Origin of the sequence: Micromonospora sp. DT15, from assembly GCF_049841475.1 — a bacterium.
GTDB lineage: Bacteria > Actinomycetota > Actinomycetes > Mycobacteriales > Micromonosporaceae > Micromonospora.
Map to the genome: position 1 here is coordinate 125,623 of NZ_JBNCKJ010000004.1, position 12,467 is coordinate 138,089.

Genomic DNA, 12,467 nt, shown 5'->3' on the forward strand with positions numbered 1-12,467 from the left:
GGCTCCGCAGTGAGCGGAGCCGGCCCGGCCGGTGTTTCGAGCGACTGCTCAGCAGTCGTAGTACATGGCGAACTCGTGCGGGGTCGGGCGCAGACGCACCGGGTCGACCTCGTTGGCGCGCTTCCAGTCGACCCAGGTGGAGATCAGGTCGGGGGTGAAGACGCCGCCGTCGAGCAGGTAGTCGTGGTCGGCCTCCAGCGAGTCGAGCACTGCCGACAGCGAGCCCGGCACCTGCTTGACGTCGCCCCACTCTTCCGGCGGGAGGTCGTAGAGGTCCTTGTCGATCGGCGTCGGCGGCTCCATCTTGCTCTTGATGCCGTCCAGGCCGGCCATCATCATAGCCGAGAAGGCCAGGTAGACGTTGGCCGACGGGTCCGGGACGCGGAACTCGACGCGCTTGGCCTTGGCGTTGCTGCCGGTCACCGGGATGCGGGTGCAGGCGGAGCGGTTGCGCTGCGAGTAGACCAGGTTGACCGGCGCCTCGTAGCCCGGCACCAGGCGACGGTACGAGTTGATCGTCGGGTTGGTGAAGGCCAGCAGCGACGGCGCGTGGTGCAGCAGACCGCCGATGTACCAGCGGGCCATGTCGGACAGGCCGGCGTAGCCGGTCTCGTCGTAGAACAGCGGCTCACCGTTGAGCCAGAGGCTCTGGTGGGTGTGCATGCCGGAGCCGTTGTCGCCGAACAGCGGCTTGGGCATGAACGTCGCGGTCTTGCCGTTGGCCCAGGCCTCGTTCTTCACGATGTACTTGAAGAGCTGGAGCTGGTCACCGGCGTGCAGCAGGGTGGAGAACCGGTAGTTGATCTCGGACTGGCCGGCGGTGCCCACCTCGTGGTGCGAGCGCTCCACGTTGAAGCCGGTGTCGACCAGGCGGCGCACGATCGAGTCACGCAGGTCGGCGTAGTGGTCGACCGGCGGGACGGGGAAGTAGCCGCCCTTGTACGCGGTCTTGTAACCGCGGTTGCCGCCCGGCTCTTCGCGACCGGTGTTCCAGGCGCCCTCGATCGAGTCGATGTAGTAGAACGACTGGTGCGCCGAGGTCTCGTGGCGGATCGAGTCGAAGATGTAGAACTCCGCCTCGGCGCCGAAGTAGGCGGTGTCGGCGATGCCGCTCGCCGCCAGGTACGCCTCGGCCTTCTTCGCCACGTTGCGCGGGTCGCGGCTGTAGGCCTCGCGGGTGAACGGGTCGTGAATGAAGAAGTTGAGCGCGAGCGTCTTCTGCGCGCGGAACGGGTCGATGAACGCGGTGGCGACATCCGGGAGCAGGAGCATGTCCGACTCGTGGATCGCCTGGAAACCGCGGATCGACGAACCGTCGAACGCGAGGCCGTCGGTGAAGAGGTCGTCGTTGACGGACTCGACCGGCAGGTTGAAGTGCTGCATCACGCCGGGCAGGTCACAGAAACGAACGTCGACGAACTTCACGTCCTCGTTCTTGAGGTATCGCAGCAGTTCCTCGGGATTGGCGAACACACATCCTCCTGGCACGTCCACGGGGTGGCTAGGCTTCTGGCGACGCTAGGGCCGGGGGGTTGCCCGGCCGTGTCTCCGTTGTTTCTGCCGTGTTACGTCCCTCGCGGAGCGTCAGTGGCGCCCCGTCCACGCCTCCGGCCCGCCAGGGACGCCGTACCGACTGTGCCAGTGTAATGACATCTGATCGCTTTGGCCTGAATCGGCACGCAGTGGCGGCGGCACCCGGCAAGCCCTCATCCCGGCGCGGATACCCTTGACCGCTGTGACCAATCCGCACCTCCCGGCAGCGCCGGCCACCGATCCCACCTTCACCGCGCCGAGCCTCGGTCGGCGGTTCGGGGCGCTGATCATCGACTGGGTGCTCTGCCTGCTGGTGTCCAACTTCTTCGCCGACCCGGTACGCGACGGCTGGGCCCCGGTGCTGGTGTTGGTCCTGGTGTACGGCATCTTCCTCGGCCTGTTCGCCCAGACTCCGGGCATGTTCATCACCAAGATCCGCTGCGTGAGCTGGAACGACGGTGGCCGGATCGGCGTGCTCCGGGGGCTGATCCGTGGCCTCCTGCTGGCCCTCGTCGTCCCCGCGCTGATCATGGACGAGCACCGACGCGGTCTGCACGACCGAATCGCCGGCTCGGCCATCGTCGACGCCCCCCGCGCCTGACCCGACCCCTCTCTGCGCCCCCGAAAGCGGCGGAGCCCGCCTCAGCGATCCCAAGATCGTGCTCGATCATTGATGTAGTGGCATCCACACGCCCGGAGACCACTACATCCAGGTTCGAGCACGATCTTGGTGCCGCCCGATCCCGAGCCGCCCGCAGGTGCCTCGTCGCCAAGATCCGCGCAACATCGGGGATGTTGGTGTCTCCCCGCATGGCGGAGGCAGCAACATCGGGGATGTTGTGAGGATCTTGGGCGCGGGGCGCGGGGCGCGGGGCGCGGGGCGCGGGGCGCGGGGCGCGGGGCGCGGGGCGCGGGGCGCGGGGCGCGGCGCGTTCGACGCCACGACGCGAAAGAGCCGGACCCACAAGGGTCCGGCTCTTGTCGGCGTACGTCGAAGGGGGTCAGCGGCCCCGCGACTGGCGGAAGGCGCCTGGCGGCCGCATGTTCTTCGGGATCGCGCCCTTGGGCATCTGTGGCCGGGCGGTGAGCGCCTTGAGTCGCTTGTCCAGCGAGTTGACGTCCTTGCCGGAGAGGGCGCGGGGCAGGCGCAGCAGCGTGGTCCGCAGCTTGCGGATCGGCAGCTCGCCCTCCTCCTGCCCGATCACGTAGTCGTGCAGGGGAGCGGAGCCGATCACCTTGGACAGCCGCCGCTTCTCCTGGCCGAGCAGGCCGCGCACCCGCTGCGGGTTGCCCTCGGCCAGCAGAATCACGCCCGGGCGGCCGATCACCAGGTGGACCATGTCCATCTGGGTGGTCGAGCTGACCGCCGGGGTGACCCGCCAGTCGCCGCGCATGTTCTCCATGATCTGCGCCGCCGCGCCGGGTTGCCCCTCGGCGGCGTTCATCATCGCCTTGTTGGACCGAAGGTTGAGCACGATCAGCACCGCGAGCAGGATGAACAGGATGCCCAGCGGCAGCCAGATCCAGCCCCAGAGGATGACCGCGACCACGGTGAGCGCGAGCGGGAGCAGCACCGCTGCGGCGACCAACGGCGCGAACCACCGGTCCTGCTTGGCGGTGAACTGGAACACCATCCCGATCTGCTTCAGCCGCTGGCCGAACGAGACCTTCTCCTGGGGCTTTGCCATGCCGCAGAGTCTAGTGGTCGCCGCCGGCCCGGTTGATCCGCGTCCGGGTGCCGGGGCAGCTGAGTACCTTACGTCGCCGTGAGCGCCCGGAGTGGCCGGGTAAGGAGGGTGTGGGCGGGGAAGATGAGGCACCGTGCCCATGCCCGGGTGGGGCCTTCGCGCGAAGAGTCGTCAGCAGAAGACGACGACGCCACGAAGGAGCCCGACATGTTCGGCAACGACGCAGATTTCCTGCTCACCCTGCACCGTACCCACGCCGCCGAGCTGCGCGCCGACGCTGCCGCGGACCGGCTCGCCCGGTCGCTGTCCCGTCCGGTCAGCCGCGGGTGGCTGGGCCGGCGCAGGCAGGCCGGTCGCACCGGCGACGCCCGCCGGTGACCGCGCTCAGCGTGGCCGCCACGTCCACCGCGCCTGTAGTGGCCGCCACGTCCACCGCGCCTGTAGTGGCCGCCACGTCCACCGCGCCCGGCGGGGCTGCCATGTCCACCGCGCCCGGCGTGGCCGCCACGGCTACCGCGCCCGTCGGGCTGGCCACTCGAGCCGATCCGACCCCGCCGCCCGGCCGCCGGCCGATCGGCGGGGCCGGCGGGGTGGGCCGCCATGGCATGCTCGAACACGTGACCGTACGCGCCGCCAGCTCCGTCCTCGTCGGGCGCCACCGCGAGACCGTGGCACTACGGGACGCGCTGGGTCGGGCGCGGGCCGGGGAGCCGACCGCTGTGCTGGTCGGCGGCGAGGCTGGTGTGGGTAAGACCCGGCTGCTGGAGGAGTTCGCGGGCTGGGCCACCGAGGGCGCGGCGCGGGTGCTCGTCGGCCAGTGCCTGGAGCTGGGCGAGGCGGGTCTGCCGTTCGCGCCGTTCGCCGCCGCGTTGCGGGCGGTGCTCCGCGCCGACGGCCCCGAGGTCTTCGCCGGTTACGAGGCGGAGTTCGCTCCGCTCCTGCCGGAGCTGGGCCGTGCCTCCGCGGCGCTGACCACCCCCCGCGCGGTCCTGCTCAGCGACGCCCCGCGCGGCTACCTGTTCGACCTGGTCGCCGAGCTGTTCCAGCGGCTGGCCGATGCCCGCCCGCTGGTCCTGATCATCGAGGACCTGCACTGGGCCGACCGTTCCACCCGCGACCTCATCGGTTTCCTCGTCCGGGCGGCGAGGCCGGGCCGGCTGCTGCTGGTCTGCACCTACCGCACCGACGAGTTGCAGCGCGGGCACCCGCTGCGCCCGTTCCTCGCCGAGCTGGATCGGGCCCGGGGTGTGGAGCGGGTCGAGCTGGCTCGCCTGGACCGCGACGGCACCGCCGCGATCCTCGCCGACCTGCTCGGTGCCGAGCCGCCCGCCCGCGCCGTCGACGATGTCCATGGCCGTACCCAGGGCAACCCCTTCTTCATCGAGGAGCTGGCCGTCGCCGGTGACCCGATCGGCTGCGCGGCGCTGCCCGAGACGCTGCGTGACCTGCTGCTGGCCCGGGTGGACCGGCTTCCGGAGCCGGCGCAGCGGGTGTTGCGGATCGCCGCCGCCGGCGGCACCCGGTTCGCCCACGACCTGCTCGCCGAGGTCGCCGGGCTGCCCGAAACCGAGCTGGAGGACGCGTTACGCGCCGCCGTCGCCGCCCAGTTGGTGGTGGCCGACCGGGACGGTGACTACGAGTTCCGACACGCGCTGGTCCGCGAGGCCGTCCACGACGAGTTGTTGCCCGGTGAGCACGCCCGGCTGCACGCCCGCTTCGCAGCCGCCATCGAGGCCCAGCCGCATCTGGTCGCCGCCGGCCGGGCCCCGGCCGAGATCGCCCACCACTGGTACGCCGCGCACGACCACCCGCGCGCCCTCGTCGCCGCACGAGCCGCTGCGTGTGCCGCCGCCGACCGCTACGCGTACGCCGAGCAGCGTCGACTGCTGGAGCGGGCGCTGGAGTTGTGGGAACTGGTGCCGGACGCCGCCGACCTGCTCGGCATGGACCATCTGGCGTTGCTGGAGCAGACCCTGGCCGCGGCGGTCACGGCCGGCGACTTCAGCCGGGCCATCACGCTGACCCGGGCCGGCCTGGCCGAGGTGGACACCGACGCCGCACCGCTGCGTGCCGCCCGCCTGCTCAACCAGCGGGGTCGGCTGATGGCCCTGCTCGGCAAGAGTGACGGCCGCCGGGAGCTGGATGAGGCGTACCGGCTGGCCGCCGGCGGCCCCCGTGACGTGGCGCGGGTTCGGCTGCTCGCCGACATCGCCGCGCACATGGTCAAGATCGACCCCGGACAGGCGGCCCGGGTGGCTGCCGAGGCTGCCGTGGACGGCAAGGCGCTCGGCGAGGACCTGGCGCTGCTGCACACGCGGATCGCCCTGCTCTGCCACGGCGAGCGGGACCTGGAGCGGGGGTTGGCCGAGCTGAGCCAGGCTGAGGCCGTCGTCCGCGAGTCCGGGGACTCCACGGCCCTGGTGCTCGCCCGGGTGTACCAGTCGGACGTGCTCTGCGAGTTGGGCCGCTACGCCGAGTCCGCGGAGGCTGCCGAGGCCGGTGTGGCCGAGGCGCGACGGGTGGGGATCAGCCGCTCCACCGGGGCGTACCTGCTCTCCAACCGGGCCGAGGCGCTCATCGCGTTGGGTCGGTGGGACGAGGCCGAGGCGGTCTGCGGAGAGGCCGCCCGGATCGACCTGTCCGGTGTCACCAGTCTGCACTGGATCCAGTTGGGCGCCGGGCTGCGGCTGGCCCGCGCACACCCGGGCGCCGACGAGCTGGTCGACAAGGCGCTCACCTTCCTCAACCGACCGTACCTGTGGCCGAACCACCGCCTGCCCCTGCACGAGCTGGCGATCGAGGCGGCGCTGGCCGCAGACGACAAGGTCGAGGCGGTACGCGCGGCCCGCGTCGCGGTGGCCGACGAGAGCCTGCCGCGCCTGCCCCGGGAGGGGTGGCCGGTGCTCAGCGCCGCCGCGCGTACCGCGGCGCGGGTGGGTGACCGGGAGTTGGCCACAGCGGTGGCGGCGCTCGCCACCGACCTGCCGGCGCGGCACCCGGCGGCCCGCGCGCACGCCGCCCAGGTCACCGCGCTGCTCGCGGTCGGTGACCAGGCGCTGCCGGCGTGGCGTGCGGCGGTCGACGCGTGGCGGGCCGACGGGCAGCCCTACCCGTTGGGCAGGGCGCTGCTGGCGCTGGGCGAGGCGACGGCCGCGGCCGGGGAACGCGACGAGGCGGCGACGGCGGTCACCGAGGCCACCGAGATCGGCCGGCGGCTGGGCGCGACCCCGCTGGTCGAGGCGGCCGCCACACTGGCGCGGCGGGTCGGCCTGCGCGCCGGGGGCGGAGCCGGAGCAGACCTGTTGACCGCCCGGGAGCGGGAGGTGCTGCTCCTGGTCGCTGAGGGGCACAGCAACAGCCGGATCGCCGAGCGGCTGTTCATCTCGCCGAAGACGGCGAGCGTGCACGTCTCCCGGATCATCGCGAAGCTGGGTGTGACCAACCGGGTGGAGGCCGCCGCCCTGGCCCACCGCCTCGGCCTGCTCACCGAGGCTGGCGGGCCGCGCTGACGCGCGCCGAGGCCGCCGGGCCGACGTGGGCCGCTGAGGTCAGCGCGGCAGGTAGATGCGCCAGCCCTCGATGGTGACCAGGTCGAGGCTGCCCGGCGTGGCTCGCTGCCGTTCGTCGAGCACCTCCGCCAGGGGTGAGCCGGCCGGCGCGACCCAGGCCGGTGCCGCCGCGCTGTCCACCTCCCGCCGGTACGCGGGGTAGCGGTCGAAACCGGGGCGCAGGGTGTCGTCGACGACCGCGCAGACCACCTGCTCCGCGCTGGCGAAGGTGAGCCGGTTGCAGGTCCAGTAGCCGGCGCGCACGTGCCGTACGCCGAGCTGGCGCAGGGTGCTCACCAGCTCGGTGTGCAGGGCCTCGGCGGCCCGGGTCGCCGGTACGGTCTCCGCTGCCCGCCAGGTGGCGTGGGCCGCGGTGCCCAGCGTGGCGGCGAGCACCACCACAGCGACCGACCGGGCCAGCGTCGACCCGACGTCGCGTCGGCCGGTAGCCGCCCGACGCGGCCCGTGCCGGGCCACCGTCCACACCGGCCAGAGCAGCGCCGGCAGGGAGATGAGCAGGCAGGACAGGTAGCGGGAACTCTCCACGGGGGTGAGCCCGGCGGAACTGCTCACCGTGTACGCGCCGAGGGTGGCCACCGCGGCCAGCACGAGCGCCAGCCGTGCCGCCGCGGCCACCCGAGGCGACACCGCGTCGTTGCCCACAGCGGCAGAGCCAGCAGGATCGGGTTCGCAGGTGCGCAGGGCCCGCCAGGCGGTGGCGGCGGCGATGGCCAGCAGCAGCGGCAGGGCGAGCGCCCACCACAGTTGCCAGGTGGCGCACTGCCCGGGAGCGCAGAAGCCCATGCCCAGCCCGGGGCCGAGAACCAGGCCGCCGTGCAGCCGGTCCGGCCAGCCCGCGCTGGCGTTCGTACCGCTGGCCGCGAGCACGGCGTGCAGCGGGTTGCGCCCGGTCAGCAGGCTGTGCAGCAGCAGTGGGGCCGCTCCCAGCACGGCCGCCGCCCCGAGCAGCGCCCCGGCGGCACCCCACAGCTCCCGGCGGCAGAACCCGACGAGGACCGCGCCGGTCGCCGCGACGTACGGCAGCACGAGCGGGTCGACCCAGAGCATCAGCCCGGCCAGGAACCCCCACGCGGCCCAGCGCGCCAGCCGCCAACCGGGCCGCCCGGTGTCGGCCGTCCGCCCGTCGGGGTGCCCGGTGTCGGCCGTCCGCCGCTCCGGTCGACCGGTGGCGAGATCCACTGCGAGCAGGGCCAGCGCCGCCCCGGCCGTGTTCATCTCGGGGTAACCGCCGCCGGCGATCAGCTGGTTCTTGACGATCCGGTCGGAACCGAGGGCCAGCAGCGCCACCATCAGCAACCCGAACCACCGGTCCCCGGTCAGCCGCAGCGTCAACCGCCAGGCCAGCAGCAGGAACAGCGCGTACAGGGCCAGCGTGGGCAACCGCAGCCCGAGCAGCGACGGCCCACCGGCGAGGGCGAACACCGGCGCGGCCAGGTACGCCTCCAGCGTGCCCATGTACTGCTGGCCGTAGAACCAGACCGGGAAGTCCTCGCCTCCGGCGATGTGCAGCGCGGCCAGCCCCATGGTGGCCTCGTCGCTGTTCGTCGGCGGGGCGGCGTGCAGCAGAAGCCAGAGCCGGTAACCCACCCCGGCGAGCACCACCAACCCGGTGAGCCAACCGACCAGGCCGGAACGCGCGCCGGGTCGCGGGCGCGGCGAGTCCGCGCCGCGCGGCTGCTCGCGTACGCCGACGGTCATCACAGGATCATGACACCCGGACGCCGAACGGCCGTGCGGCGCTGCCGGCGGAGTCAGCTGGCGGTGGCGACCGAGGCGGCGGCGCGGGCGTCGATGGCCTGCTTGTAGAGCCGGCCGGCCCGGTACGACGAACGCACCAGCGGCCCGCTCATCACCCCGGCGAAGCCGATCTCCTCGGCCTCCTCGCGCAGCTCCACGAACTCCTCCGGCTTGACCCAGCGGGTCACCGGGTGGTGCCGGGGCGAGGGGCGCAGGTACTGGGTGATGGTGATCAGCTCGCAGCCGGACTCGTGCAGGTCACGCAGCGCCTGCGAAACCTCGGCCCGCTCCTCGCCCATGCCCAGGATCAGGTTGCTCTTGGTGACCAGGCCGTCGGCGCGGGCCTGCCGGATCACGTCCAGCGAGCGGTCGTAGCGGAACGCCGGCCGGATGCGCTTGAAGATGCGCGGCACCGTCTCCACGTTGTGGGCCAGCACCTCGGGACGGGAGCTGAAGACCTCGGCCAACTGCTCGGGGACGGCGTTGAAGTCCGGGATCAGCAGCTCGACGCCGCAGCCGGGCTGAAGGGCGTGGATCTGTCGGACGGTCTCGGCGTACAGCCAGGCACCGCCGTCGGGCAGGTCGTCACGGGCGACACCGGTGATGGTGGCGTAACGCAGCCCCATCGAGACCACCGACTCGGCGACGCGACGCGGCTCGTCGGCGTCGAACTCGGCCGGCTTGCCGGTGTCGATCTGGCAGAAGTCGCAGCGCCGGGTGCACTGGTCACCACCGATGAGGAAGGTGGCCTCCCGGTCTTCCCAACATTCGTAGATGTTGGGGCAGCCGGCCTCCTGGCAGACGGTGTGCAGCCCTTCGCGCGAGACGAGCCCGCGCAACTGGGTGTACTCCGGGCCCATCTTGGCCTTGACCTTGATCCATGGCGGTTTGCGCTCGATCGGCGTCTCGGCATTACGCGCCTCGATCCGCAGCAGACGCCGCCCCTCGGGGGCGGCCGTTGCGGTGCGCGCTGCCTGGCCGGTCGTCGGCGCGGAGTGCTCGATCGTCACGAAAATGAGCCTACGCCGGACGGCAGGTGTCTATGTGCGTCAGGCGACCGGCGTCACGCCCCGAACGTTGTGACGCCGGACACCGGGGTGTCGAAAATGTGCGTCACACGAGCGGGATTCGGGTGCTACGGTCACCGCCAACAGCGACGACGGAGCCGAGTAGCCCCCGACCCGCCAGTGCAGAGAGCCGCCGGTGCTGAGAGGCGGTCTGGCGCCGGGGCGCGAAGACCCTCCCGAGCTGCGGGAAGAACGGCCGCGGGTCCCCCCGCGCCCAGTAGAGCCCGCCCGGCTGGCCCCGGTCATCAGGCGACGAACGAGGCCCCCGCTCCGGCGGGGGCGAAGGTGTGGTGGCACCGCGAGGTTCCCGCTCGCCCACACCTCCCTGGGGCTGATGCGACGCTTTCGCCACCCCGGGGCGGCGACGGCGTGGCGATCGACCGAGGAGCAGCCCGCCATGCAACGAACCCTGTCCCAGCAACTGCCCGCCAGGATCGGCACGACAGTGCGGATCGCCGGCTGGGTGCACCGCCGCCGACTGCTCAAGTCGGTGGCCTTCCTGATCGTGCGGGACGCCACCGGCCTGGCCCAGGTGGTCGTCACCGACCCGGCCGTCCGCGCCGAGCTGGAGAAACTCACCGAGGAGACGGTCGTTGAGGTCACCGCGACGGCCACCGCGAACGGCACGGCGCCCGCCGGGGTGGAGCTGACCGACCCGACGGTACGTCTCCTCGGGTCGCCCGCCGAGCCGCCGCCGTTCGACCTGTACCGGCCGGCACTCACCGCGAGCCTGCCCACCCAGCTCGACAACGCGCCCACCGCGCTGCGGCACCCCACCCGTTCGGCCGCCCTGCGGATCTCGGCGGCCGCGGTGGCCGGCTTCCGGGCCGCACTCGACGCTCAGGACTTCGTGGAGGTCCACACGCCGAAGGTGGTCAGTTCCAGCACCGAGAGCGGTGCGAACGTGTTCGCGCTGGACTGGTTCGGTCGACCCGCCTACCTGGCCCAGTCACCGCAGTTCTACAAGCAGTTGATGGTCGGCGTCTTCGAACGTGTCTACGAGGTGGGGCCGGTCTTCCGGGCCGAACCGCACGACACGGTCCGGCACCTCGCGCAGTACACGTCGCTCGACGCGGAGCTGGGCTTCGTCGCCGACCACCGGGACGTGATGCGCGTGCTGCGCGACACGGTGGCCGGGATGCTCGGGACCGTGGACGAGCGGGCCGCCGGCGCGCTGGCGACGCTCGGCGTCACGCCGCCGCAGGTGCCGGCGGAGATCCCGGCGGTGCACTTCACCGAGGCGCTGACGATCGCCGGGGCGCCCGCCGACGAGCCGGACCTCGCGCCCGCCCACGAACGGGCGCTGGGGGAGTGGGCCCGGCGCGAACACGGGTCGGACTTCCTCTTCGTCACCGGCTACCCGATGGCGAAGCGACCCTTCTACACCCACCCGGACCCGGCGCGGCCCGCGTACTCGAACGGTTTTGACCTGCTGTTTCGGGGTCTGGAGCTGGTCACCGGCGGGCAGCGGTTGCACCGGCACGCCGACTACCTGGCGGCGTTGGCGGCCCGGGGTGAGCCGGTCGAGCCGTACGTCGGCTACCTGGACGCGTTCCGGCACGGCATGCCGCCGCACGGTGGCTTCGCCATCGGCCTGGAACGGTTCGTGGCCCGGCTGGTCGGCGCGGCGAACGTCCGCGAGGTCACCGCGTTCCCCCGTGACCTGCATCGCCTGACCCCGTAGGTGGGAGCCCTGCCGGCCCACTCGATCCGTGGAGCGGGCCGGCAGCGGCTCAGGCGGGGCCGAGGAGGTCCCAGAGGTTGCCGGCGACGTCGCGGAAGACGGCGACCCGGCCGTACGGTTCGGTGCGCGGCGGTTTGACGAACTCGACGCGCTCCTCGACCATCCGGCGGTAGGTGGCGTCGAAGTCGTCGACCTGAAGGAAGAAACCCACCCGGCCGTGGGTCTGGTCGCCCACCGCGGCCTCCTGCCGCTCGCCGTCGGCACGGGCCAGCAGCAAGCCGGTTCCGCCGCCCGGCGGACGGACCACCACCCAACGCTTCGGCCGCCCGTCATTGGTCAGCGACGGGGCGTCCTCGGCCAGCTCGAAGCCGAGCACCCCGGTGAAGAAGGCGATGGCCGGGTCGTACTCGGTGACGACGACGGTGACGAGATCAATCTGCACCAACCGAGGGTAAGCCGCCCGTCGGTCACCCGACGCGCGGCCGACTCTCAGATCGTGACAAGGGTGGAGAGCCGGCGCTCGACCACCGGCAGCACGTCCGCGACGCTGATCGGCCGACCAAGCTCGGCGGTGAGCGAGGTGACGCCAGCGTCCCGGATGCCACACGGCACGATCCGGTCGAAGTACGTCAGGTCGCAGTCGCAGTTGATCGAGAAGCCGTGCAGGGTGACGCCCCGCGCCACCCGGATGCCGATGGCCGCCACCTTGCGGGCCGGCCCCCTGTCGTCCTCGGGCACCCAGACCCCGCTGCGCCCCTCGACCCGGCCGGCGGTCAACCCGAACTCCGCGCACACGTCGATGAGCAGCTCTTCGGTCCGGCGCACGTAGGCGACCACGTCCACCGGGTCGGGCAGGCGCAGGATCGGGTAACCGACGAGCTGCCCCGGCCCATGCCAAGTGATCTTGCCGCCACGGTCCACGTCGACGACCGGGGTGCCGTCCATGGGCCGGTCCCACGGTTCGGTGCGCTTGCCCGCTGTGTAGACGCTCGGGTGCTCCAGCAGCAGCACTGTGTCGCCGCGCTCGCCAGCCACCACCGACTCGTGCAGGCTCCGCTGCTCGTCCCAGGCGGCCTGGTAATCGAGCAGACCGGCACGGACGGCCGTCAGGCCGGGGGTCGTCGTTGTCACGGCAACCAGCCTAGTCCCGTCCGGGGCGATCATCCCTGGTGAGCCCCCTCACGAGGAC

At 72.4% G+C, this 12,467-nt stretch carries 10 protein-coding genes; 4 read left to right on the forward strand and 6 right to left on the reverse strand.

The window, feature by feature from the left end:
• Nucleotides 1-48: 48 nt before the first annotated feature.
• The gene (gene glnA / locus ACLQ3F_RS10845; protein ID WP_355007781.1) at nucleotides 49-1,473 is read right to left on the reverse strand and encodes a type I glutamate--ammonia ligase; all 1,425 of its coding nucleotides are present in this window, start codon (nucleotides 1,471-1,473) and stop codon (nucleotides 49-51) included.
• A gap of 262 nt (nucleotides 1,474-1,735) precedes the next feature.
• Here glnA and ACLQ3F_RS10850 point away from each other — a divergent pair, with 262 nt between their 5' ends.
• Entirely contained in the window at nucleotides 1,736-2,134 is a 399-nt protein-coding gene (locus ACLQ3F_RS10850; RefSeq protein ID WP_425848387.1) for an RDD family protein, read from the forward strand.
• Nucleotides 2,135-2,534: 400 nt separating this feature from the next.
• On the opposite strand, the gene ACLQ3F_RS10855 is transcribed toward ACLQ3F_RS10850, so the two are convergent.
• Nucleotides 2,535-3,221, reverse strand: coding sequence for a DUF4191 domain-containing protein (locus tag ACLQ3F_RS10855; RefSeq protein ID WP_145779624.1), 687 nt, complete (start codon nucleotides 3,219-3,221; stop codon nucleotides 2,535-2,537).
• A gap of 207 nt (nucleotides 3,222-3,428) precedes the next feature.
• Between ACLQ3F_RS10855 and ACLQ3F_RS10860 the strand changes: the two genes are divergently transcribed.
• Both ACLQ3F_RS10860 and ACLQ3F_RS10865 read left to right on the forward strand, forming a co-directional pair.
• Nucleotides 3,429-3,599: a hypothetical protein gene (locus ACLQ3F_RS10860; protein WP_167362519.1), complete on the forward strand. Its 171-nt coding sequence runs from the start codon at nucleotides 3,429-3,431 to the stop codon at nucleotides 3,597-3,599.
• Nucleotides 3,596-6,730 carry a helix-turn-helix transcriptional regulator gene (locus ACLQ3F_RS10865; RefSeq protein WP_425848389.1) on the forward strand — a complete coding sequence of 1,045 codons (3,135 nt, stop codon included), beginning with the start codon at nucleotides 3,596-3,598 and terminating at the stop codon, nucleotides 6,728-6,730. The genes ACLQ3F_RS10860 and ACLQ3F_RS10865 overlap by 4 nt, the downstream gene beginning before the upstream one ends.
• Nucleotides 6,731-6,769: 39 nt before the next feature.
• Here the strand turns inward: ACLQ3F_RS10865 and ACLQ3F_RS10870 are convergent, their stop codons facing one another.
• Together ACLQ3F_RS10870 and lipA are read right to left on the reverse strand one after the other, a co-directional pair.
• A complete protein-coding gene (locus ACLQ3F_RS10870; RefSeq protein WP_425848391.1) occupies nucleotides 6,770-8,488 on the reverse strand; it encodes a hypothetical protein in 1,719 nt (572 codons plus the stop codon).
• Nucleotides 8,489-8,541: 53 nt separating this feature from the next.
• The gene (gene lipA / locus ACLQ3F_RS10875) at nucleotides 8,542-9,537 is read right to left on the reverse strand and encodes a lipoyl synthase (RefSeq protein ID WP_355007777.1); all 996 of its coding nucleotides are present in this window, start codon (nucleotides 9,535-9,537) and stop codon (nucleotides 8,542-8,544) included.
• 454 nt (nucleotides 9,538-9,991) lie between these two features.
• Here lipA and aspS point away from each other — a divergent pair, with 454 nt between their 5' ends.
• On the forward strand, nucleotides 9,992-11,278 hold the full coding sequence (gene aspS / locus ACLQ3F_RS10880; protein WP_357203670.1) for an aspartate--tRNA(Asn) ligase: 1,287 nt from the start codon (nucleotides 9,992-9,994) through the stop codon (nucleotides 11,276-11,278).
• Nucleotides 11,279-11,327: 49 nt separating this feature from the next.
• On the opposite strand, the gene ACLQ3F_RS10885 is transcribed toward aspS, so the two are convergent.
• Together ACLQ3F_RS10885 and lipB are read right to left on the reverse strand one after the other, a co-directional pair.
• Nucleotides 11,328-11,720 carry a VOC family protein gene (locus ACLQ3F_RS10885; protein ID WP_357203667.1) on the reverse strand — a complete coding sequence of 131 codons (393 nt, stop codon included), beginning with the start codon at nucleotides 11,718-11,720 and terminating at the stop codon, nucleotides 11,328-11,330.
• Nucleotides 11,721-11,767: 47 nt separating this feature from the next.
• Nucleotides 11,768-12,409, reverse strand: coding sequence for a lipoyl(octanoyl) transferase LipB (gene lipB, locus ACLQ3F_RS10890; RefSeq protein ID WP_355007774.1), 642 nt, complete (start codon nucleotides 12,407-12,409; stop codon nucleotides 11,768-11,770).
• Between the last annotated feature and the right edge of the window lie 58 nt (nucleotides 12,410-12,467).

Coding starts and splice junctions, on each gene's coding strand:
- ACLQ3F_RS10855 (WP_145779624.1), bottom strand. CDS start 3,221: ATGGCAAAGCCCCAGGAGAAGGTCTCGTTCGGCCAGCGGCTGAAGCAG.
- ACLQ3F_RS10860 (WP_167362519.1), top strand. CDS start 3,429: ATGTTCGGCAACGACGCAGATTTCCTGCTCACCCTGCACCGTACCCAC.
- ACLQ3F_RS10870 (WP_425848391.1), bottom strand. CDS start 8,488: ATGACCGTCGGCGTACGCGAGCAGCCGCGCGGCGCGGACTCGCCGCGC.
- aspS (WP_357203670.1), top strand. CDS start 9,992: ATGCAACGAACCCTGTCCCAGCAACTGCCCGCCAGGATCGGCACGACA.